This is a genomic window from Enterococcus sp. DIV0682 (assembly GCF_051712685.1).
Classification (GTDB): domain Bacteria; phylum Bacillota; class Bacilli; order Lactobacillales; family Enterococcaceae; genus Enterococcus; species Enterococcus faecalis.
Genome location: NZ_JBIOPK010000001.1, coordinates 475,852 through 499,594, shown reverse-complemented (window position 1 = coordinate 499,594; position 23,743 = coordinate 475,852). Strand labels below are relative to the sequence as shown.

The 23,743-nt window shown below is 36.7% G+C and carries 23 protein-coding genes; 1 reads left to right on the top strand and 22 read right to left on the bottom strand.

What is annotated here, in order from left to right; all coding sequences use genetic code 11:
* Positions 1–51: 51 nt before the first annotated feature.
* The 13 genes from IGK96_RS02505 to IGK96_RS02445 all read right to left on the bottom strand — a co-directional run bounded on the left by IGK96_RS02505 (position 52) and on the right by IGK96_RS02445 (position 13,434).
* A complete protein-coding gene (locus IGK96_RS02505; RefSeq protein ID WP_002358731.1) occupies positions 52–1,500 on the bottom strand; it encodes a helix-turn-helix domain-containing protein in 1,449 nt (482 codons plus the stop codon).
* 3 nt (positions 1,501–1,503) lie between these two features.
* A complete protein-coding gene (locus IGK96_RS02500) occupies positions 1,504–1,953 on the bottom strand; it encodes a hypothetical protein (RefSeq protein ID WP_010775629.1) in 450 nt (149 codons plus the stop codon).
* A gap of 201 nt (positions 1,954–2,154) precedes the next feature.
* The gene (locus IGK96_RS02495) at positions 2,155–3,249 is read right to left on the bottom strand and encodes a DUF916 and DUF3324 domain-containing protein (RefSeq protein ID WP_010713872.1); all 1,095 of its coding nucleotides are present in this window, start codon (positions 3,247–3,249) and stop codon (positions 2,155–2,157) included.
* Between the two features lie 75 nt (positions 3,250–3,324).
* Complete coding sequence (locus IGK96_RS02490; RefSeq protein WP_002375974.1) at positions 3,325–4,065, bottom strand: WxL domain-containing protein; 741 nt, start codon at positions 4,063–4,065, stop codon at positions 3,325–3,327.
* Positions 4,066–4,087: 22 nt separating this feature from the next.
* Positions 4,088–6,187: a lectin-like domain-containing protein gene (locus IGK96_RS02485; RefSeq protein WP_033624836.1), complete on the bottom strand. Its 2,100-nt coding sequence runs from the start codon at positions 6,185–6,187 to the stop codon at positions 4,088–4,090.
* Positions 6,188–6,206: 19 nt separating this feature from the next.
* Positions 6,207–6,986 (bottom strand): WxL domain-containing protein, encoded by a 780-nt coding sequence (locus IGK96_RS02480; protein WP_085443247.1) that lies wholly within the window; start codon positions 6,984–6,986, stop codon positions 6,207–6,209.
* A 16-nt stretch (positions 6,987–7,002) separates the two neighbouring features.
* The gene (locus IGK96_RS02475; protein ID WP_002361269.1) at positions 7,003–7,734 is read right to left on the bottom strand and encodes a WxL domain-containing protein; all 732 of its coding nucleotides are present in this window, start codon (positions 7,732–7,734) and stop codon (positions 7,003–7,005) included.
* A complete protein-coding gene (locus IGK96_RS02470) occupies positions 7,734–8,117 on the bottom strand; it encodes an LPXTG cell wall anchor domain-containing protein (RefSeq protein ID WP_016626125.1) in 384 nt (127 codons plus the stop codon). The genes IGK96_RS02475 and IGK96_RS02470 overlap by 1 nt, the downstream gene beginning before the upstream one ends.
* A 179-nt stretch (positions 8,118–8,296) precedes the next feature.
* The gene (gene trhO / locus IGK96_RS02465) at positions 8,297–9,247 is read right to left on the bottom strand and encodes an oxygen-dependent tRNA uridine(34) hydroxylase TrhO (protein ID WP_002358723.1); all 951 of its coding nucleotides are present in this window, start codon (positions 9,245–9,247) and stop codon (positions 8,297–8,299) included.
* A gap of 153 nt (positions 9,248–9,400) precedes the next feature.
* Entirely contained in the window at positions 9,401–10,111 is a 711-nt protein-coding gene (locus tag IGK96_RS02460; protein WP_002425487.1) for a DUF1003 domain-containing protein, read from the bottom strand.
* Positions 10,112–10,209: 98 nt separating this feature from the next.
* Positions 10,210–11,376, bottom strand: a complete 1,167-nt coding sequence (locus tag IGK96_RS02455; RefSeq protein ID WP_002398113.1) for a serine hydrolase domain-containing protein — start codon at positions 11,374–11,376, stop codon at positions 10,210–10,212.
* Between the two features lie 152 nt (positions 11,377–11,528).
* Positions 11,529–11,909, bottom strand: coding sequence for a VOC family protein (locus IGK96_RS02450; RefSeq protein ID WP_002363195.1), 381 nt, complete (start codon positions 11,907–11,909; stop codon positions 11,529–11,531).
* 133 nt (positions 11,910–12,042) lie between these two features.
* A complete protein-coding gene (locus IGK96_RS02445) occupies positions 12,043–13,434 on the bottom strand; it encodes an L-cystine transporter (RefSeq protein WP_002355598.1) in 1,392 nt (463 codons plus the stop codon).
* 297 nt (positions 13,435–13,731) lie between these two features.
* On the opposite strand from IGK96_RS02445, the gene IGK96_RS02440 reads away from it, so the two are divergent.
* Positions 13,732–14,067, top strand: coding sequence for a hypothetical protein (locus IGK96_RS02440; RefSeq protein WP_002366186.1), 336 nt, complete (start codon positions 13,732–13,734; stop codon positions 14,065–14,067).
* 46 nt (positions 14,068–14,113) lie between these two features.
* On the opposite strand, the gene IGK96_RS02435 is transcribed toward IGK96_RS02440, so the two are convergent.
* The 9 genes from IGK96_RS02435 to ptcA all read right to left on the bottom strand — a co-directional run bounded on the left by IGK96_RS02435 (position 14,114) and on the right by ptcA (position 23,576).
* Positions 14,114–14,500 (bottom strand): DUF1149 family protein, encoded by a 387-nt coding sequence (locus IGK96_RS02435; protein ID WP_002358717.1) that lies wholly within the window; start codon positions 14,498–14,500, stop codon positions 14,114–14,116.
* A gap of 112 nt (positions 14,501–14,612) precedes the next feature.
* Positions 14,613–15,044: a hypothetical protein gene (locus IGK96_RS02430; protein WP_010828571.1), complete on the bottom strand. Its 432-nt coding sequence runs from the start codon at positions 15,042–15,044 to the stop codon at positions 14,613–14,615.
* 349 nt (positions 15,045–15,393) lie between these two features.
* Positions 15,394–16,038, bottom strand: a complete 645-nt coding sequence (locus IGK96_RS02425; RefSeq protein WP_002355594.1) for a deoxynucleoside kinase — start codon at positions 16,036–16,038, stop codon at positions 15,394–15,396.
* Between the two features lie 8 nt (positions 16,039–16,046).
* Complete coding sequence (gene pnuC, locus IGK96_RS02420) at positions 16,047–16,745, bottom strand: nicotinamide riboside transporter PnuC (protein ID WP_161975116.1); 699 nt, start codon at positions 16,743–16,745, stop codon at positions 16,047–16,049.
* Positions 16,746–17,299: 554 nt separating this feature from the next.
* Positions 17,300–18,886, bottom strand: coding sequence for an amidase family protein (locus IGK96_RS02415; RefSeq protein ID WP_010713879.1), 1,587 nt, complete (start codon positions 18,884–18,886; stop codon positions 17,300–17,302).
* 196 nt (positions 18,887–19,082) lie between these two features.
* Positions 19,083–20,012 carry a carbamate kinase gene (gene arcC / locus IGK96_RS02410; RefSeq protein ID WP_002373405.1) on the bottom strand — a complete coding sequence of 310 codons (930 nt, stop codon included), beginning with the start codon at positions 20,010–20,012 and terminating at the stop codon, positions 19,083–19,085.
* Positions 20,013–20,023: 11 nt separating this feature from the next.
* Complete coding sequence (gene aguA / locus IGK96_RS02405) at positions 20,024–21,121, bottom strand: agmatine deiminase (RefSeq protein ID WP_002425494.1); 1,098 nt, start codon at positions 21,119–21,121, stop codon at positions 20,024–20,026.
* The gene (locus tag IGK96_RS02400) at positions 21,114–22,490 is read right to left on the bottom strand and encodes an APC family permease (protein WP_002355588.1); all 1,377 of its coding nucleotides are present in this window, start codon (positions 22,488–22,490) and stop codon (positions 21,114–21,116) included. The genes aguA and IGK96_RS02400 overlap by 8 nt, the downstream gene beginning before the upstream one ends.
* A 66-nt stretch (positions 22,491–22,556) precedes the next feature.
* Positions 22,557–23,576, bottom strand: a complete 1,020-nt coding sequence (gene ptcA / locus IGK96_RS02395) for a putrescine carbamoyltransferase (RefSeq protein ID WP_002355587.1) — start codon at positions 23,574–23,576, stop codon at positions 22,557–22,559.
* Positions 23,577–23,743 lie beyond the last annotated feature (167 nt).

The window sequence follows — 23,743 nt, the reverse complement described above, 5'->3', positions numbered from 1 at the left end:
AAACACTTGGGTGGTTTTGTAAAGACTTAAACACAAAGACAAGCGATGATTCTATTCGATAGGATCACCGCTTGTCTTTGTCGATTCTTTTTGTTGTTGATATTTTTCTTCTTGAATAGTCAATAATGATTGCGTTAAATTGACCCAATCAATCGAACGAGGTGGATCCAGCCAAACCATAACTTTACTCTGTTCTTCTTGATACAAGTTATTTAAATTGGTAATCACCACATCTGGTAAGGTATCTGATAACGGGTCAATAATTTCTACATTCAAATTCACATAGACGGATAAATTTTTTTTGATGAATTGGTTATACTCTTTTCCATAAGAAAAATCAATTAGGACCTTGGCTGGCTCTGCAATTAAATGAACCGGAACATGATTAATTAGCAACAATAGATAGTTAAAAAACAAACAGTGATTGGCTTTCGCAATTTTTTTATGTTTTGCTGTTAACCAACGAATATATTCAATTAAATAAAAATAAAATTCCGGATATGTTTGCTTAAAAAACTGTAAATCCATTTCAAAATCGTCAAACATATTAATCGGAAAGTAAATAACATTGAAATGAATAATTGCTAACCCTTCTTCTAGAGTATTCCTTGTTGACTCCTCTAAACAATTAAATGCTTTTTCAAAACTTCCAATGAAAACACGAGTTAGGCTTTCAATCGTAGGATCTTCGTGAATGACATATTTTTTCTCTAGTTTGCCATGCAAATATAAGAAAAAAACAATCGTATACGTTAATGATTTTGAGGCCAATGCCCATGCCACTTGCGATTTTTTTATTAGTTCCTCTGAAAATGTATTCAGTGCACGCGTATCGATCCCTTCCACCGCACGTCCTTCGTTGTTAATCATAATAGCTAAATAATGGAAAAAATTGCGTCGCTCATAGGTGGTGAAAGTATAGTTTAACTCAACAGACTGTAATACACGTTTCGCTTCATTATAAACTTTTACCGAATATAGTTCGGAAATTGGTTGATTGGAAAGCGTGAACAATTTATACAAAAAAAATGAAATTGCTTTTTGATTGCCGACAATTTCCCGCTTACTAAAATAGATCTGATACTCCTTTAAGGCTTTTTTTAGCCGCTGTAAGGTACTATACGCCACAGAGGTGCTGACATGATTACATTCAGCAAACTTTGTCAAACTATAATTTCCTCTAAAGTAAGACAACACTAATTTAAAAGAGAGCGATTCTGTTAAGTATTTCGTGAGCAAAAGTTTACTTGAATAGTTTCCATCAATTTCAAGTGTAACATCTACATCAGAAACGACTAAAGTTAAGCTGTCGCTTAACTTTAGATTGTCAATATCTGCTTTTAATTTTTCTAATGTTTTTTTGACTAAAAAATTCGACATTGATAATTCTTCGCGAAGTGCAATAAAAGTACCTGATAGCGTGGGACTTTCTTCTAAATGCCTTAGCAAGGAATAACTTCGTTGATCTTCTTTATTTAAAAAAATTTCATAATTCATCATTTATCAGTTCTTTCTCCCATAAATAGCCGTTCCTACTAATTCCCGTATGAAATTCAAGTAAAAAGTGTTTTGCCCCTCCGTTCCAGCACCGCCTGTGCTATTTGGTACAATGGTGATATGGCTAGCATCAAATAATTCATCCGTGAAAAATACTTGATGCTGACTTTTCTTGGAAGAAGGCCTTTCTTCATTTGTTTTTGGATTATTGGTTGTCACTTCTTTTTTACTAACGTCTTCGCTACTTTCTTCCGCTTGCGTTTCGCTAGTAATAGTACTTTCATTTGTTTCTTCCATTTTTTCTGGTGTGCCAGTATTCTCAATCGGATAAATTTCTTCTGTTGGATTGGTCGGATTATAAATTGGATTCCGTTCTTCTGCTGCTTGCACAGTGGTTACTTGAAAAAACGAGAGTAACAATGTACTCCATAATAGTAAATGTTTGTATTTATCCATTTTTCTCACATATATTGCCAAATACTTTAGCTACATAACAAAACAAAAAATATAACTAGTAAAGTGGTATCAGACGATATTTAACAATACTCCTTCTTATTATTTCTTTTTTTGAGTTAGGTTTGTTGAATAAACTGCATGTTTGATAAGTAAAAACAAACAAAAACGTTGCCGATGATCAAATCAAAAATTAACTACTCTTTATATTTCTCTTTCGTTTTTTTCCTGTTTCTTTTTTCGCCAAATCAACCAAGCAATGATTAAAATCACTATCAATAATAGTAGTAAGCCAATCATCAAATATAAATTCGAATGATTTTCTTTTAAGGTCACATCTTTTTCATTTAATTCTTTGGCAACTTCACCATTAATTGTAAAGTCTTTTTCAAATTGCCATTGATTTCTAAAAGATATCGATTCATTGTTTATTGATTTTTTAAATGAGCCTGCAGCATCTTTATTCCCAACAACGGTCATAGACAAATGGTAATCTCCTGGCTTAAGTGGTTGCCCTTTTAGCGCAATAGGAACAGAAAAATTGGTATTTGGCGCAATTTGCATGTTTGCTTTTTCCTCTTTATATAAAACTTCTTCATGCCCCTTTTTGGTAATCTCTGCCGAAAAGGCAACTTGGTTAATATATGTTTTTTGATCATTTTGTAGATTGACTAAAATCACATTTCTAGCATTAATCTGTCCTGGTGAGACTTTTTTCAAAAGTAAATTTGGCTCAACCTTTTTTTTGTTTTGTTGCATCAATAATGCGACGACATACGAATACTCATTTTTAATGGATAACCCCTGACTTTTATCGTCTTGACGTTTGCCTTCATCCGACATTTCTTCTTTAAAAGTGATACCACTAGCTAACACTCCATCAAAGGGTGTATTAGGCATTTTGACGTTAATAGAAACCGTTTGTTCACTTTTCGGTTTTAAACGAACTGAGCTAGGGTATTGAACATAGTCTTTTATATCAAACGCTAAACTTTGATCTTTTTTTCCCTTATTTTCACCATACTCCACGATTACATTTGAATTGGTAATGGCACTATTGATGGAAATACCTACCTTTACTTCTTTATCTGTATCATTGCGTAAGTTCACTTTCAACTCAGTTTCTTCATTTGGTTCTAGTAATAAATCAAAGTAAGTTTTTTCTTTATCTACTTGTTTTTCTGATGGAATAGGCGTAACCGCAAAATTAAATTCACTGGCAAAACCATTGCTAGGTACTAACGCTAAAAGAATTAGTAGTATCGGAAAAAAAAGAAATCGTTGTTTTTTTCTGTTCAAATTATTTACTCCTTTTCTATATGTAGTGAATAGCAGGTAACCATGTTCCCCGCTATTCTTCTTTTTAAAATTCGTTTAATTTCCTGGAGCGTCTGTCAACGTCCATGTTAATTTTGTGGCGTATTTTTCAGCGTATTTGGTTGTAGAACCTGGAACAGTTAACTCAATACTTTTAGCAGCTGTAGTTGCATCTGTTCCCCAATCAAATAAATAAGTTCCTGCACCGTTTCCTTTTGCTGCACTCATTACATCTGATTGACTACCATCTGAATTCAACGTGATTGTGGCTGGGCCTGTTGGTTTACCTGAATCTGAAGCAGTCACTACATTTCCGTTTTTAAACGTGATAGCTGCCCCAGTCAATTCTTTACCAGAAGTTGATTTAAATTGTCCTTCTTGTTTCACTTTTAATGACCAGCCAGCTTCGGTTCCACGGTTATCTGTTACTTGGACATAGTTAGGCCCTTCTTTGACTTCATCGGTTGCGCCTACCGTCTTGTATTTTTGGGTAGCAGCAAAATAAGTCTGATCCTTCGACGTGATTTTTTGAACACCGAAGTCTAGACTTGACGCATAATCAATTGACAACGGACCGTTTGTTCCTGGATTAGGACCTTCAGGATCTGTTGGGTCAATAGGATCAACTGGATTAGTTGGATCCGTTGGGTCAACCGGATTAGTTGGATCTTCACTTGGTGTAAATTCTACGATACCATTAGATGTATAACTACCGCCATCTTCTGCAAAGGCTTGAGAAGTCATGCCTAAGCTCCCTAAAATAAATGTGGATAAACATACTGTTGTTACTTTTTTCATTTTCTTTTCTCCATTCTTTTCTTTAATTTCCTGGTACGTCTTCTAACGCCCAAGATAAACGAGCTTTAAATGTTCCAACTCTTTGATAAGCTACAGGAACATTGATTTGAATTCCTTGTTGTTTTGATTCATCAAGTAATGCTGTTAAATCTGTTTCACCTTTCTGATTACTTTCTAAAAGCGTAATTGCCTCATTTGTAATCTGAGAGCTTCCAGCAGTTGAAACGAAAGAAAAAACATCTGGCATTACAATTGAATCATTTGTTAACGGTTGCGTTTGCTTTAGTTGCAAGCGCCAATTATTTGCGTTACGTTCATCCACGACTTTGAGTCCTTCGGTGGGATGCCCAAGTTTAATTAGTGGTTGATTACGTATCTTTTCCGTACCAAAAGTAATCTGTTTTGGTGCCTCTTTAAAATATAGTTCCCCTAAACGATAGTAAAAATAAATATCTTTTGTTTCCTCTGTCATTGTTCCTTCCGCATTGCCTGAGTCTTTTGTAAAAACATAGCCAGAAATATCTAGGGGTTTTTCTTGATAGGGTGCACCAATTTTCCCTGTTACACTTTTAGGTGGAGCAATATCTTTACCTTCCGCGTCTTTATAAAAAACGGTTACTGTTTTTTCTGTTGGTTTAGGAATAGTAATCGTTACATTATTTGACTTTTGCAGTAAGGTTCCTTCTTCATAATAGTCAAAGTTCATAGTTAAAACTTTTTCGGGCGTATTATCTTGAAGGGTTGTTTTTAATTCAATCATCATGTCCTTCTTTAAAACTAGGTAGTCATTTAAAGCAACTGTTAAGTGATTCCCTGTTTGTGTCAGATCTTTGGCTGCTACCTTTTTACCATCAATCGTTAATGAATTTTCTTCATATGCTAATTCATCAGGTAAGTCAATGCTTACTTGCGGTTGACGATCTTCGATAAAGTCATTGTCAATATTCAATGTATTCCGTAGTATCACCTGATCATTTTTCACTGCTTCAACAGCTGAGCTAAACTCCTGACCGTTCACGCTAAGGGCTGCTTGTGACGTAACGTTGGTAGGAATTTGTGTCATTGCTAAAGCATTCTCTTGGTATTTGCCACCTGTGGAAGATGTAAAGCCCCAATAAACCGTTGTTGCGCCAAATTGTGCATTTAAATCTGAAACTACATACGTATTCGTGCCCACACCTTCTAAATCATATGTTAATGCTTTGGCTGCGGCATTCCAATGAACAGTCAACATGCGCCAGGTTCCATTAGATAGATAGGTTGGCGCAACGGTGACGCCTGAATGCTCCCCTGTATAGCTGTTGTTATTAGCTTTCGGAGTGACAAAAGCTAAATGCCCATTTCCCTTATCTTGTGAAATTTCTCGGTCCATTCGGTTGGAACTACCAGTATTTTTATAGGTATCAAACTCAATCGATAAGGCATTTCTAACATAAGGTTGACCCGCTTTCGTGGAGTATGCACCGATTCCCATCCCAGGTGAACCAATGACTTCTTGAGGCGTTGTGGACATTCTAGGATCATTCGTTAAGGTAAAGGTCATACCATCACCAGCATTTGCATACTCGTTTCCTAAATACAAATAACTTTTAAAGGTAAAATCCGACAATAAACTGATTGGTTTTTTTGACCAAATAGCGCCTTTTTGTGATTTAACAGCTGGGTTTAGTTGTAATAACTTCCCACCTTCTAAAATACTTGTTGCATTTCCAATTGGCTCTTGAAACACCTTGTCGATTGGAATGATATTAGGATCATCCGGCAATGAAGTAGCGTATGGCGCAGCCAACATGCGCGGCTGTGGTTCAACTATCGCCGATTCCGTTGCACTGTTATCGTCATCCTTTTGTTGTTCGCTAGGTTCTAAAGTAGCCGTTGATTGGTCTGTTTCTGCTGGATGATTATCGGTTGTTGTTGTCGTTTCTAGGGAAGGTTCTTGCTCTAATGTTTCCGAGTGAGAAGGAGCGCTAGTTGCCTGATCATTGGCCGATTCCTCCACTATTTCCCGATTGACTTCGTTGATATTTGTCGAAGGATTACTAATCGCTTCGCTAGTAATAGGCGCAAGGAGTAGTAAGAATAAACTACTTGCCAAAAAGACTAGGCTTTGTTTGTTTCGCATCTCTCTTCACCTCTACTTTTTAAATTCCTGGTACATCCGTCAACGTCCACAATAATTTTGTTTGATATTTCACAGCATCTTTAGGGGTTGACCCTGGTACTGATAGCGCAACATCTTTTGTAACATTAACATTGTGTACCGTATTGGTTTCATCGCGTTCTGCAACCACTTCTACTTTGCCCCAATAAGTAGCCCAAGTTCCCGCACCAGTTCCTTGCTTCGCAGCTGCCACTAGCGATGCGGTCCCTGGAACAAGGGCAATCTTATTTGTTGCCTCTGGTTTCACAACATTTTGCGCATTACTATTAACAGTCGGGTTAGTTAAAGAAATTTGCGCACCTGTCAACTGACTATTTAAAGTAGCCTTTGTTGCTTTAAATTGCTCCTTTTGCGTAACCGTTAAAGACCAACCACTATTGGTTCCTCTATTATCAGAAATTTGCACAAAATTTGGTGTATCTTTTTGATTTTCTTGATATTGCTGTGCTCTTGCAAAATATACTTGGTCTTTATTCGAAATACGATTTTTCCCAAAGTCAAAACTTGAAGCATAATCAATAGACAATGGTCCTTGGGTACCTGGATTAGGACCTTCTGGGTCTGTCGGATCAATTGGTTTGACTGGCTTTTCTGGATCGGGATTTTCTGGATCAACCGGTTCTGTCGGATCTACGTTCGGAATAAATTCTACTAAACCATTCGAACGATACTCTTTTGGCTCTTCTGCCTTCGCTTGTAAGGACCAACCAGCAACTGCAAATGTACCGCATAGAACGATTCCTGTGAATTGTTTTTTCATTGCTTTTCTCCTTTATTTAATTATTAGCGGGAGTATCTTCTAATGCCCAAACTAACTTCGTTGAATATTGTTGTGCAAGCTTTACAGATTTTCCGGGAACGAATAGTTGGACAGCTTCTTTATTTGTTGCTTCATTTGAACCAAAGCGATAAACCCAAGTCCCAACACCTGTTTCTTTTTTAGCGTTCATCGCTAGATTATTATTTACACCAGGTGTTAAGGAAATAGTACTACTGACTTCAGTAGGTTTATATTTTTCATCCACCATTGAGGCAGCTTCTGCCTTTGTAAACGTTAATTGAGCGCCGACTAGTTCCTCTCCAGTAGCTGTTTTAAATTGTTCAGGTTGGGAAAGCGTTAGTTTCCATCCTGCTAACGTTCCTCTTTTATCAGTTACTTGTACATAGGTTGGTTTTTTTGAACCATCTTTCATTTCATCTGGCGCAGCATAATACGTTTGATCTGCCGTAGAAATCTTTTGTGTGCCAAATTTAAATTTTGAACCATAATCAATTGATAAGGCACCACCCGTTCCTGGCCCTGGAGGATCAATTGGGTCTACTGGATCAGTAGGATCGGGATTTTCTGGATCAACAGGTGGTGTGATTTCGTTATCGCCTGCTTCAAAAGTAATTGTGCCTTCCGTATTGTATTCTTTCGGAAAAGTTTCTGCTGCTGATGCGTTTATTGCTTGAAACCCTACGCCTAAAAGTATGGTTGCCGATGTAAGTAAAACAGTTTTTTTCATTAAATAAGCTCCTTCTCTCGTTTCATTTTATTAATTAAATAAATGACTCCCCCCAACAAATTAACTCCTATCAAGGAATACAGCGGATTTTCAGACTCGCCTGTTTTAGGTAAAACTGCTTGTCCAGAAGCAGTTAAATTGTTTCTTCCCTGTTCTTCTGATTGTTGGGTATCCGCTACGTCATTTGACTCTTTTTCATTCTCATAAACGTAGGTACCATAGAAGCTCGCTTGACCATTTGATTCATAATTATTTTCTTCAGCCATAACGCTTTTTGTTTGCAACCCAATGATCAATAGCCCTAAACATACCAAACTAAACCTTTTTATGATTTTCATCTGAATTCCTCCTTCCCCATTTTCAACATTGACTGGCCCAGCCAATAAACATTATATAAAAGAAATATTTATTAGATTTTTTTATTTTTTTCAGACGCTTTTAAAAAATAAAATGGTTTTAGCTAAGAAAGCTTTAAAATCAACACTTTTAAAGACAAAAAAAATAAACAAAAAAACTTCGAAAAATAATTTTCGAAGTTTTTTTGTTTATTTTTTTATTATTTTTATACTTCAACCGCTTCTAACAAAGCTAAACGTTCAGCAACTTCTGCTTCTGTTAAATTATATTTTTTTACATAACGGTTGGCAGGATGCTGGCTACATTCTAATGAGCAGCCGCCTAAATGTTTATGTTCATTTTCTTCTGAAGTTAAGATTTGACGATTACATTCTGGGTTTGCACAGTTAATGTAGCGTTCGCAAGGTGTCCCATCAAACCAGTCTTTCCCAATAACTTTTTTATCAACATGATTAATTTCGACACTGATTCGGTCATCAAAGACATACATTTTGCCGTCCCAAAGTTCGCCACGTGTTTCTGGATTTTTTCCATAGTTGGCGATACCACCATGCAATTGAGCAACATCTTCAAATCCTTCTTTTAATAACCAGCCAGAAAATTTTTCACAGCGAATCCCGCCAGTACAATAGGTAACAATTTTTTTATCCATAAATTGTTCTTTGTTCTCGCGAATCCATTGTGGTAACTCACGGAAGCTACGGATATCTGGGCGCACGGCACCACGGAAATGACCTAAATCATATTCATAATCGTTACGAGCATCGATTACAACAGTGTCTTCGTCTAGTAAGGCTTCTTTAAATTCTGCAGGTTCCAAATATTTCCCCGTCGTTTCTAATGGATCAACGTCTTCTTCTAAGTTCAACGCCACTAATTCAGAACGTGGGCGAACAAACATTTTGCGGAACGCCATTTCTTCTGCTGGATCAATTTTAAAGAATGTATCCTTAAAGCGCTCATCTGCTTGCATTGCTTCCATGTACTTTTCTGTTTCTTCGACAGTACCAGATAACGTTCCGTTAATCCCTTCTGTCGCTACTAAAATACGGCCTTTTAAATTTAATGATTTGCAAAAAGCTAGATGCTCTTTCGCAAAAGCTTCTGGATCTTCAATTGTTGTATATTTGTAATAAAGTAATACTTGGTATTTCATCTTGTTTTCCCCTTTTGTATAAAGTCATTCTATCCCATTATACGGTGAATAAAAAAGGGAAAGCGATTATTTTGCTTGTGTATTTACACACAATAAAAAAGTAGCTCGTTGTTGCGTAATAATTATTACGCAACAACGAGCTACTTTTTTATATTACTCCTTTTCAGAAGTCGCGGCGAGTTGTTCTTGCAATTCACCTAAAAGTTCAATTTGAATATTTTGGATTTTTACCAAATTTTCTAGTTGATTATTGATAATATAATCCATTTTCTCATGTAATAAATTAATTTCTACTTCTGCTTTTAAGTTAATTTTATAATCATTATTCGCTTGTTCTCTATCACGGGCTTCTTGTCTGTTTTGACTCATCATAATAATCGGTGCTTGGATAGCTGCTAAACAAGATAAGGCGAGATTTAGCAAAATATAAGGATATTTGTCAAATGGTTGTCCCAATAAAGTGGTAGAGTTAATCACGATCCAAGCAATCAACACGAAGCAAAAGAAGCCAATAAACACCCAGCTACCGCCAAATTTAGCAATGGTATCCGCTGCTCGTTGGCCAAAGGTTAATTTCTTTTCCATCTTTTCATTCATATTATTGGAAATCAGCTTATCTTCTTTGATATGTTGAACCACCAATTCATTCAGTTGTTGGATTTTTTCAGAATCATTTGCGACCAATTGTTTCATGTAATCCAAACGATAATTAAGTAACTCCGCCAATGTAATCATCGATTCAGCTGTCAATTGTGGATTGTTTTGGAGAATAAAAGCTTGCGTTTCCTGTTCTATATCTTGAAGATAAATGTTTTTTTCCGTTGATTCACCAATAACAACTTGTTTATTTTTTGATTGCTTCATCTTCGTCACTCCCTTTGATCGTTCTTCCCTTTATTTTAATATAAAGTTTCTCAGAAGAAACCTAAAAAGGCTTTGGAGTGATCGTTGTTGCTTCTGCTTTAAAATTTAACAGTTAAATTGGTTACATCATGGAACAACGAACCAATTAATTCTTTGTATTTCGCTGGATTCACACAATTAGTTAGCAATATGACCCCGGTTTTCATATCTTTTGAAAATAAAACCAGGGCTTGTTGACCCGCTTCAACGCCGTGTAAGCGTAAATAATTATCATGAACATAGATGCCGCCATGATAAGAACTTTGCTGAGAAGACGTCCATAATTTTTGCAAAAGTGCGGTGGAAACTAAGTGTCCACTCATTAATTGATGTAAGTACCAATACAAATCACCTGTCGTCATATCCACATTCCCAGTCCCAAATTCATGGGCAAAACTAGCTGCGGGAATTGAGAGCACTTGGTTATATGAATTATCTTCTGTCCATTTATAACTTGTTGAATTATTGGGTTGTTCCAATAAGGTTTCATAGAAGCCAAAATTCTTTAAACCAGCCGTTTTGTGATAAAGATTATTAAATAATTCTTGATAGGTACGTTGATACATTTTCTCTAACATTCCTGCTAAAAGGACAAAATTTACTGGGGAATAATTGTATTTTCCTTTATTGACTTGAATGGTATTTTGTTTAACAAATTGAATAATTTCTTCATCGGTAACGATATTATTAGGCATTGCTGATAACTTTAAACCGCTTGTCATATTCAACATATCGCTAATCGTAATGTCCTCAGCACCTTGTACTTGCGGATAAAACGTAGCGAGTTTTGTATCTAATGTAAGTTTACCTTCTTCAATCGCTTTTAAGATCAAGGTTGTGGTAAAAGATTTTTGAATTGAGCCAATCTGAAACCTTGTGTTTGGCGTGTTGGCTTGTTGCTTTTCAAAATTGGCAAAGCCATATCCTTTATTTACTAAAACCTGATCATCTTTAATGATCAAAGCCGAACCAATATAATTTGTTTCTTGAATTTTTTGATCAAGTTCGCCACTATCTGGTGCAACTATTTCTTTGGTTAAATTCGCATAATTATCACTTCGGCGATCTTCTTCCAAGACCACTTTCGATTCTTGACTAACTTGTGAATCTCTAGTGAAAAAGAACGTTTTTATTAAATAACCACTACCACCAATCACCACCAACAAACATACTATAAAAAGCCAATTCACTCCTCCATGTCTTTTCTTTGCATGTCGTTTACGCATACCGCTTACCTCCGCCTATTCTATTAACAGCATTATCATACGCTATATTTTCATGAAAATTACAGTTTTTAGTAAAATTTATAAAACTTTCAACTTTTATAAAAAACAGCTTGGCACCAGAATCAATCTAGATTCTGGTGCCAAGCTGTTTTTTATTTACTTTCTTGCCCCATCACAGCAAAGTAATTATCATCGTTATCTGCAAAATTAAAAACTAAGCCTGTTGGCAATTGAACCATTTCACCAACAGTAACCCCAGCCTCTTGCATTTTTTTATAGAGACCAATGATATCATCGCTAGCAAACATTAGAGAAGGGGTATTCCCCGCCACTTCTGGTGAATGTTTTTGAATAAAGGCCAAATCATATAAAACAATAATCGTCTCTGCTGATTCACTTGGCGCAATTTCTACCACCAATGTGCCGTCAACTTCCTCTCTTTCCTTTTCAACAAAGCCAAACGTTTGCCAAAATTGACTAGATTCCTCAACATTATTCACATATAACATAATCTTTACTTGGTTTGAAAACATTCCTTCACGTCCTTTTGAATTTAGTTAACAACTTATTATATACGTTCTTTTAAATAATTACTGCACTTTCGCTTAAAATCAAAAAAAAAGTGTTTGAGCAAGACACAGCTCAAACACTTTTCGTTTTATTGATTTAGATATTTGCATCTAAGACAACGTCGCGATCATTTAAGACATCACGATCTAATTCATGAATACGAGCACTTGTTAACACACCTGCAACCATACTATCGTTAACGTTAACAGCTGTCCGCGCCATGTCAATAAGTGGTTCAACTGAAATTACTAAACCAACAATTGCAACCGGCAAGTTCATTGCGCCTAAAACGATTAGAGAAGCAAAGGTTGCTCCGCCGCCGACACCGGCTACGCCAAATGAACTGATTGTGACAACTGCTACTAACATTAAAATAAATTGTAAACTAAAGACATCAATTCCAACAGTTGGTGCAACGATGGTTGCTAACATAGCTGGATAAACGCCGGCACAACCATTTTGTCCAATAGATAAACCGAAACTACCAGCAAAGTTTGCTGTGGCATCATCAACACCTAGTGCTTTGGTTTGTGTTTCAATATTTAATGGTAAAGCTCCTGCACTTGAACGAGAAGTAAAAGCAAAGCTCAAGACTGGAAAAACTTTCTTTAGATACGTAACTGGATTGACTTTTAAAGTAATTAAAATCAACATGTGAATGGCAAAAACAATAATTAAGGCCACATACGATGCCAACACAAATTTACCTAAGTTAATAATCGCAACAAAATCACTTGTTGCTACAACATTAATCATTAACGCTAACACGCCATAAGGGGTCAAGCGTAAAACTAAGGTAACAATTCGCATGGTAATTTTATATAAACTATCAATTAAATTTGCAAAAAATTCAGCTTCTTTTGGCGCTTTACGACGAACGCCTAAATAAGCGACACCAACAAACGCAGCAAAGATTACCACCCCAATGGTACTCATTGGTCGTGTTCCCGCAAAGTCAGCAAAGACATTTTTAGGAATGAATGAAACGATTTGTTGGGGAATCGTCAAATCTTGAATCGCATCTTGACGCGTCGCTAACTCGGCAATTCTTGACGTTTCTGCAGCACCTTGCGTGAATTTCGCCCCTTGAAGACCAAACGCTAAGGTTGTTCCAATCCCCACCAAGGCAGCTACTGCTGTTGTTCCTAGTAAGGTGGCTAACACATTAAAGCTAATTTTTCCTAATTTATTGGATTCTTTCATTTTTGTAAATGCACCTACGATAGATACAAATACTAACGGAATTACGAGCATTTGTAGAAACGCTACATAACCATTACCTACAATCCCGATCCATTCCATTGATTGCGTAGTAATTTTACTGTCTGTACCAAAAGCAAATTGAATAATTGCACCTAAAACAATCCCCACGCCCAATGCTGAAAAGACACGTGTTGAGAATTTTAAATGTTTCTTTTGCATTTGGTAGAAACCGAATAACACAGCAATAAATGCAAGGATCACTAATACAGTGATGAATGTTGTCATTTTAGTTCCTCCCTATGTTTTTAATGACAAGTACATCAAAGGAAGTAAAGGTTCCCGGTACTCACTCTCCAGTAAATACCCTGAAAACAGCAAACTGTTTCCAGTGATAGTTCTATTGTACCTTATTTTATAACAAATAGTGGGATAATTTGCTTACTTTTTGATAGAAAATAACCGTTGTGATAGTTTAAAACTATCACCAAGTGTTGTTTTACTAGTCACTGTAAAAATAATTTGTTTTTTGTCCTCTTTCTTTTAAGCTGACGTGGTATACTTAGTTCTAGGAGGTGTAAGCGTATGCAAAAAATTTGTTGGATCCTTTCTGTCAACCGTGATGGAGCGACGTTATTTGTGGGAAGCCCTGCAAATGCGGGTCCTTGGCTCTTTTCAAATAAAGAGCAGCAAAACATCAAAGCCTTTTTTCAACCAACCTATGAAATTGACTTTATCAGTTATGATGTTCTTTCAGAGGAAGTACCAGAAGCTGCGTTCATTTTGTACAATGAAATGCTCGCTCCCTATCTTCCCGAAAAAATCACCAAAGTTGGTCAGCCGATTGCTTATGTGGATATCGCTACAAAAAATTATGAACAGTTTAAAAAAGCTTTGGTTGCTAAATCTTCACAAGAATAAAAACAGCGTTTGTAACGGAATCCGTTATAAACGCTGTTTTTAAAGGTTACGCTTCTTCTGATTGTTGAAAATTCAATTGAACACCTGGACGATCCAGAGCAATTTCAGTTACTTCATAAGATAAACGTTCGACGATGCTAAATAAAGGACGTACAAGTTCATCGACTTCTTCTTGCGAAATATCTTCTTGTTTTTCAATTTTACGATCAATAATGTGATTAATTTGGCTAATCGCCCCTGATAAAACAAATTCGTCAAAGACAATTCGAAATTCTAAGCGAGCAACAAGTGCTGAGCTATTTTCTGGATAATTTTCTTCTTCTACTTCAATTGGTGAAAAACTGACACGTAAATCTGTCTCTACTTCTGAATCAGGTACTCGCATATCATAGTGATACGCTTCAACAATTTCTTGTTGGCGTTTAATTTCCATTGTTTTTTCTCTCCTTTTTTAACAAGATATTCCCCTTTTAGAATATCCAATGGTTTCTTTTCTCAAGTATACCACAAGTCCGAAAGTTGCCTAGACCAAAAAACACAGAAGGTCAGACTTTTTTGATAAATTGATTTTGGCAGTTTGAACAAGTGACTTTGATTGTTCCTCGTCCTTTCGGCGCACGTAATGACTGCTGACATTTTGGACATTTAAAATAACGATACTTTTTCTGAGTCAGGTGTCGCTTGCGAAAAGCATGAACTTTTTGCATTAGGTGTTGTTTTCGAAGAATAAACCGTTGATTTTCATTCAATCGCGGGTGAATATGTTTTGAAAAAAAGCGATAATACACGTAGGCGACTGTGATTAAAATCAATAACCGAACCCAAAGATAGCCAGTAAAAATATTGATGAGCGCCAGCACAACACTTGTTAGCAACAGCGTTCGATTCAATTCATCAAACCGGGCATAACGTCCTTGTAAAAATCGTTGCGCTTTTTTGCGCCAACGTAGAATGCGTTCAAACCAAATTTGGCCCATTTATCTTCCTTCTTTCGAGCATTATTTTTTGAATAAATGATTGATTTACAGAAACTTTCAATCAAAATTTACACTTACTAAGTCCAAATTTTGAACAACTGTTGGTTATTTTCGATGGTATACTTCTAGAGAAGTCAGGTCAACCGATGAATGACTTCGTTGATAATAGCTACCGCTATTTTATACAAACTTAAACTGTCGATGGATAGATTATCCGATTTTAACTTAGGGGAAGGTTAAAATCCGATTCTATAATTTAGCACTACACTCCTTTATTTAGTAGCAACTTTAGCCTATCTATCCACATTTTAAGTCAAAAAGAAGCAAGTCCGGACTTGCTTCTTTTTATTTATCTTTCTAATTCTTCAATTTTCTTCTCAATTAACGCCAAGACATATTGACACGCTTCAGGGTCTTCGACAAAATCATATTTATCGCCATCAATTTGAATTTTAGGACTTTCATCATAGTCTTCGTACCATTGATCATAACGCTCGTTCAACATTTGATAGTAATCATACAACGTTGGATCTGTCTCAATTTGTTCATAAGGACGGCCACGTTTTTTGATGCGTTCCAACATTTTGGGAAATGAAATACGAATGTGAACTAACAAATCAGGTCTTTTTTTATGCGCAGCATAAGGCAATTCTTGGAGCATATTTTGTAATAAGTCATCGTACACTTTGACCTCTGTTTCGTTGGCACGACCTAAATCTGCATTTAAATGAAAAAGTAATGAATCTTCATAAATCGAGCGATCCAATACATTATTTTCATGCGTTAATGCTTGTTTAATACTATCAAAACGTTTATTTAAAAAATAAATTTGTAATAAAAATGCGTACTTTTCCGGTTCCGCATAAAATAAAGGTAATACCTCATTATCATCAACTGATTCGTAAAAGGCTTCTGAACCTAAACGGTTTGCAATTAAAGCTGTTAAACTAGATTTACCAGCGCCAATCGTACCTGCTAAAACAATCACTGCCATCGAACTCCCTACCTATTTTTTTCCATTTTATTTTTTATCTTCAACCAATTAAACATACCAAAAATTGAGTTAAAAGTATACATACAATACATAACAAATATCGCATAATCACCACCAGCGTGCGTCCCTGCTCGGAACCATAACAAAATTGAAAAAATATTTCCTAGTAGCCAAAACACGAATTGCGATTGATAACGTTTAATCATCAATAACATCCCTGTCGCTGAAACACTGAACGTGATTGCATCTAATGGTTGTTGCGCATCATTTACAAAACCTAACAAAATATATGCAGCTACGCCAATGAGCAGCCACGTGAAAAAGGCATACAACCACTGAATACCTTTTAAAACTTTTACTTCGGTTACTTGACCCGAGCCATCTTCGCTAGCCCGAAGCCAAGCATAAAGCCCTGTAATGTCCATAATAATATAGAAGCTTTGTAAAAGAACTTCCGCATATACCCGTGTTACTAACCCAAAATAGCCAATAATCACTGCACTGATTAAGCCAAAAATGTAATTGCTGACTTTTCCTTGGGCAATTAAATTCACACAAATGATGCCGGCTAAACCACCTACTAACGTAATCCAATTCGATGGATTGATAGCAAATGCAATCAACTGTACCCCCACCATCAAAGCTAAAAACAAGTAACTTCTCGTTTCCCAACCTTTAAAATCATTCACCAAAAAATTCTTATTCACGACAAATTTCCGACCTTCCTAAAACCAAACTTTTCTCTGTTGACGTCTCAATAAGAGTACTCCGTTTTAAAAAACAAGTCAATCAGATTTCGGAATAAAAAGAAGATTTTAATACTATATATTGATTAAAAAAACAAAAAGACACTACATATAGTCATTCTACAAGCATTCTGATATCCTTTATTGCCACAATATTTTCTTCATCTTGCTTTAATCTTCTATGTATTCATGGATTTGTTTCCATCTAATGATTCCTGCGGCAGAACCCTTTACGACGGTAGCGCTCCAAATTAATGTTGCGAAAGCGGAAGCAACCACACATATTCATGCTTCAAACACAGCCATCGTTCACTCTTTTTATTGAAATGCTTAAAAATTGATGGCCGTATTTCTCGAATCTGGCCACTTATTAACTTATTACATGAAAACATTCGCCTAAAAAAGCAAAAAAAATGACTAACCTAAATAATCGACCTACAAACAATTCCTTTCATTTGTAGGTCGATTATCTTTATTAGGTTTGATACGGATGTTTCGCCATTCCTAGTTTCCCTTTACTGCTCATCTCTATTTATTTTTTTACTGTTTGCCAACAGCTCGTTGTCTGAAAGTACTATCCGTCCTTTGGTACTTTGTTCAAAGCTGTAAGCTTGCTCAAATAACGTTTGCTCTTTATTGGCAGTTTGTGTAAAAGTCAGCCCATAAGGTTGTCCTTCACTGTTTTTCGCCAAAGGAACCGTCAATTCAGGATATCCTGCCACGGCACTTAAACCCGTACCTTCAGAATCAATAAAGGCATATCCGTCTAATTGTTGTTTTTTTAGCAACGCATCAAACGTTTGTTGTGCTTTTTTAATGGTTGTTTGAATGATTTCTTTATCTGGTTGTTTCTTTTTAACATCTGCTTCTAATAAATCTTGCCCATACTTGGCACGAACCTTTTTATCTTGTTGATTATACGCAATTAGTTCCTCCAGTGTTTTAAATGGTAAGTCATAACGTTTCGCAAATTCTTCCAATGCAAACTTAAATTCATTGGAAATAACTGCCCCGCCATCAATCCCTTCCATGTCTGGCGTTACCGGAATCACTTCTGCTCCAGCTTTTTGGAGGGCCTTTTTAGCAGTCGCAAATTCTTCTTCAGCACTTGGCATTTCTAGCAACCCAATGCGTTGACCTTGTAAGTTATTTTTAGTAAATTTCGTTGAATCAATGCTCGGAACCGTGTCTTTCTTAAACGCATTATAGCCTTGTGCAGCATCAACGACACTTCGGGCAATCGGGCCAACTGTATCTAATGATGGTGCCAATGGTAAAACACCTTCGCCACTTACTGAACTGTGGGTCGGTTTAAAACCAACCACTGATTGATGAGAAGCGGGGGAAACAATCGATCCCATCGTCTCAGTGCCTAAAGAGAAGGCGCCGATATTCATCGTCACACTAGCCGCACTCCCAGAACTTGAACCTGAAGGTGTTATTTTGAGTGGCCCATAAGGATTAAGTGTTTGTCCATGTTTGGAACTATAGCCACTTGGTGCTTTCATTGACATATAATTCGCTAGTTCAGATAAGTTTACTTTTCCTAAAATCAAAGCTTGCGCCTCTGTTAACTTCTTAACTACTTCCGCATCTTCCTTAGGCTTGAACGTGCGTAAGGCATAAGCTCCTGCACTCGAAATCATGTTGGTCGTATTTATATTTTCTTTCAAAGTCACAGGAATACCATACAAAGGCTTCTTAGGTGTTTGAGAGGCTTGCTGGTCAAATGCCTTTGCTTCCTTAATTGCTTGCGGATTGATTTCAGAGATGCTGTTCATGCCATTATCTATTTGATCGAACTGTAAAATACGGTCCAAATAAAACGCCGTAAGTTCTTCATAGGTCAATGCTCCGTTGGCAATCGCTTGCTGTAATTCAGTGATATTTTTTTCAATAATCAACGGTGCTTTGGTCCGAGCTTTTTGTACATCCGTTTCTTTTAATTGGTCTTCAATCGTTTTAACGATTCTCTCTTGATTGTACATTGCTGGGGTTTCTGCCTCAGGAGTGAACTTTTTGAGTATAAACCAATACGCTGCAGCGCCTATTATGACTAACAAAACAGCAATTATTCCGATTACTTTTAAAAATTTAGACATTTTTATCCTCCTATACCATTTAAAGATTATCTTACTATGTTTATTTTTGCATGACAACTAACAGTTTTGTTCGTTAAAAAGACAAAATAGAGAGTAGGACATCCGTCAAAACGACCGATGTCCTACTCTCTAACGATTAAGTTAGTCCGCTAAATGCGTATGTTTTAGTCTTTTGTGAAAGTTAAATACTGAGAATTTATTGTGTAATTCGTGTACCACTTTCTCCTTTGATTGCTTCCGAAGCTAATTCTAAAAGCCCGATAATCGCCTGGCGGTTTGGTTTACTTTCTGCAAAACTGATGGCCGCTTCCACCTTAGGTAACATACTACCTGGCGCAAATTGATTTTCTTCTATATATTGTTGCATTGCCGTAACCGTAACATCGGTCAAAGCTTGTTGATTTGCTTGACCAAAGTTAACAAAAACATGTTCCACTGCAGTTAATACCACAAAAACATCTGCTTCAATGAGTTCAGCCATTTTTGCTGCCGCAAAGTCTTTATCAATGACTGCATCTACACCATGATAGACTGGACCATCATAGGCAATAGGAACCCCGCCACCACCACAAGCAATTACGATTTGTCCTGCATCAACAAGTGTTCGCAAGCTAACTTTTTCGTAAATATCAACTGGTTTTGGCGAAGGAACTACCCGTCGCCAGCCTCGACCCGCATCTTCTTGATAGACGTTCCCAGTTTTCGCCATCAACTGCTTGGCTGTTTCTTCGTCATAATAACCACCAATTGGTTTTGTTGGTTTTGTAAACGCTGGGTCTTTTGGATCCACCACGACTTGTGTAATTAACGTAACAACTGGTTGTTCCCCTAAATTTCTGGCTACTAGTTCTTCATCAATTGCTTGTTGTAAATGATAGCCAATATAGCCTTGGCTCATTGCTGTGCATTCAGGAAACGGCACGACATCTTCTGGAGATTGACTCGTTTCCTCAAAAGCTAAGCGAATTTTGCCAACTTGTGGCCCGTTGCCATGAGCAATCACCACTTGATGGCCTTGTTCAATTAAATCAACAATCGATTTTGCAGCGGTTTGTGCTTTTGCCAATTGTTCTTTCGAAGAATTTCCTAACGCATTTCCACCTAATGCAATCACTATTTTTGACATCTGTTTCCCTCCTAGCGCTTTGGTTCTTGTTGTGTGATACAGTGAATATTGCCGCCCCCATAAACAACTTCTACCGTATTAACGCCGACAATTTTTTTATCTGGGAACATCGTTTGAACTTGCTCTAAAGCCAAACGATCATTTTCATCACCATACTGTGGCACAATCACGCCATCATTTGTAATTAAAAAGTTCATATAGGATGCGATACAAATATCGCCATCTTCTCGTGGCATGGTTCCTTCCACGAAATCAATTTTGAAGGAGCCTTTAATGGTTACATTTTTGACAGGACAGCATAATTTGTGGACTTTTAATTGGCGTCCTTTAGCATCAGTCATTTTAAGCAAACGTTGATACGCATCTTGTGCCGCTGCATAAAATGGGCTATTTTGATCTTCAGTGTAAATACAAGCCACTTCACCAGGTGCAATAAAACAAGCTACATCATCCACGTGACCATTGGTTTCTTCTGGGTCAATTCCATCACCTAGCCAAAGAACTTTTTCAACATTTAAATAGTCGCATAATTTTTGTTCGATTGCTTCTTTTGAAAGTTGTGGATTTCGACCTTCACTTAATAAGCACATTTCTGTAGTCAAGACTGTTCCTTGTCCATCTACGTGGAATGAACCGCCTTCTAAAACAAAATCATCTGTACGATAAGAATCTACATGCTCAATTTCACAAATTTTTTGTGCAACCAAATCGTCTTGATCCCAAGGGAAATATAATCCATCTACTAATCCCCCCCAAGCATTGAATGTCCAATCCACACCACGGATTTCTCCATGGTCGTTAATGACAAATGATGGTCCACAATCACGGACCCAGGCATCATTGTTTGACATTTCGTAAACCGTAATTTCTGGCGGCAATTGGCGACGGCAATTTTGAAATTGTTGTTGAGAAACCACCACATTCATCGGTGTAAACTGACTAATTGCTTTGGCCACATTAGTAAAAGCTTCTTGGACAGGTTTACCACCATCACGCCAATTATCCGGTCTTTCTGGCCAAATCATCCAAACTTTCTCTTGTGGTTCAAATTCTCCTGGCATTCTAAAGCCATCTTGTTTAGGGGTACTTCCTACAATTCGTTTAGCCATTTTCTTTCGTTCCCTTCTTAATTTTTTTCACGTAAATAATTACTTCACCAAACAGAATAAAAATGATTGCCCCAATTGTGATTGGTAATTTTTCATTTAATGCTGCGGGACTAAAGTCTAAAGGTACTGCTGTGAAAATCAGTGAAATAATAATCATAATCATTGGTAAAACCACTAAAACTTTTAAAAATCCTGGTTTTCCGTTAACTTTAAACGGACGTGGTGTATCGGGATCAATTTTTCTAAGCTTATAAAAAGCTGGGAAAACTGGGATATACGATAACAAGAATAGGACGACATTCAAGGAGAAAAAGGCCCAGAATAAATCTTGATTAGGTAAAATTGGTGCTAATACAATGACCACCGATGCCACAATGCCATTCATCAAAGCAGCCCCAATTGGCATGTCATTTTTCTTACTACGTTTTTCAAAAAATTTAGGCATGTCACCATTTTCAGCAGCATAACAAGCTGTATTATTGACTCCTAATGACCAAGAAATCATGTTGCCGAACAACGTAAGAAGGAATAGGAAAGCCATCAACATAATGAACCAACCTTCTGTCGAGCCTGTCAATAGTTTAAAGCTATCCATCATACCACTGCCGGTACTAATTTGATCGGTGGGAATCGCTACCCCAATTCCAAAGGCTGAAAAAATATAAATGGCCGCAATGACTAACCCCGCTGCTACAATAGCTTGTGGAATTTGCTTCTTAGGATTTTCCATATCATCTGCAAACGTACAGATGACTTCAAACCCTAACAAATTAAAAATGATTACAGAAATAAAAGATAAACTCCTTAAGTCAAACGTTGGCAGCATTGATTTCAAGGTAAATTCATTGGCAACACCTTTCGTCAAGGCTACATACAATCCTAGCCCACCAATTAAGACAGCTAAAACCATCTTGATTACGGCAGCTCCATTTAGAATCCAGATACTGTCGCTGACTGGATAAAAACTAATCCAAACCACAATCCAAGTAAAAATTAATTCAACAATAATCATCATCGGTGTTGAAAACTTAATACCTGTAATTGTCGTTAATAGTTCTGGCGTCATAACGGCTAATGAAGCTAGCCACAATGGATAATTAATCCAATAATACCAAGAAACTCTGGCACCCCAACGATGACCATATGCTTTGGTCACCCAATCATAGATGCCCCCTTCACCAATATAAGTTGTTCCTAATTCTGATGAAATTAACCCATATGGCAATAGGAATGCAATTAATAAGAAAATCCACCAAAAAAACTGAGAATTACCAATTGCAGCAACAGGCGCCGCTGCTTCAGCAACGAAAACCACACAGATGACTGATAAAATGGCACTCGTTAAACTAAATTTCTTTTTCCCCTCCATGAAGACTCTTCCTCTCTTTATAAACTGTCCACTGATTCATTTTTTCAATCAGTGGACAGTTGGCCGTTAAATGCTTTGAGTGTCTAAGAAAACTTCTAGTTCTTTTTTTGCTTCTGCTTGTTTGATTAAATCATAAGGATTTTTTGCTTCATAATCATTCATAAGATATACTAATAAGCCACGAATAGATGTTAAACGGTTTTCTGCTTCATCGAAACAAATAGAATTTTTACCGTCAATTACTTCATCAGTTACTTCTTCCCCACGTGTTGCTGGTAAACAGTGCATGAATTTACAATTGGCGCCTGCTCGATCCATCATTTCTTGATTCACTTGATATTTTGGATAGAAAACCTTCATACGTTCTTCTTCAGATAATTCCGCTTCGTACAAGCCATACCAAACATCCGTGTACAAGAAATCAGCGCCTTCAACAGAACTTGCATCATCTGTGACCAAAAAGCTACCGCCTGAAACTTCACAATTTTTTGCTAATTTCGCTTGATGCTCTTCATTTAATTGGAAGCCTTCTGGACCGAAGTGAACAAAATTCATGCCCATTTTTGTTGTGATTAATCCTAAAGAAAAACAAACTTGTGTCGCATCTCCGACAAAGACAACTTTACAATCTTCTAATTTTTTGCCTTCTGGTAAATGCTCAACCATGGTACACAAATCACCTAATTCTTGGGTTGGATGATTGTAATCAGACATACCGTTAATGACTGGGATAGTAGCACAATTAGCTAAATCAACAATACTATGGTGACGTTCCACACGAGCCATCAAAATATCTACTAAACGTGACAATACGCGGCTGGTATCTTCAATCGTTTCATGTCCCCCTAATTGAATTTGACCAGGTGCTAAATATTCGCCATGTCCACCTAATTGTTCCATTGCAGTTTCAAAAGATACTCGTGTTCGAGTTGAAGATTGTTGGAAAATCATTCCTAAAGATTTGTTTTTTAACAGTTGCGGATAATACCCATTTTTAATCGCTTCTTTAATTTTTAATGATAAATCGACTAAGTAGTGCATTTCCTCTTTCGTATATGTTTCTGTTGTAACGTAATCTCTTTTCATGATGTGTTCCTCCTAAAAGTTGTTTTTGTTTACACATTGACTTTACCAAGTTTAGCGAAGAGTTTACTATCCGCCAAAAGTTAGAAAACGCTTTCTTTTTTGGTGTGATTTTTCAGTAAAAAAAGTTTATTTATGGTTATAAACCGTTGGTACACCAGGGGTTTATA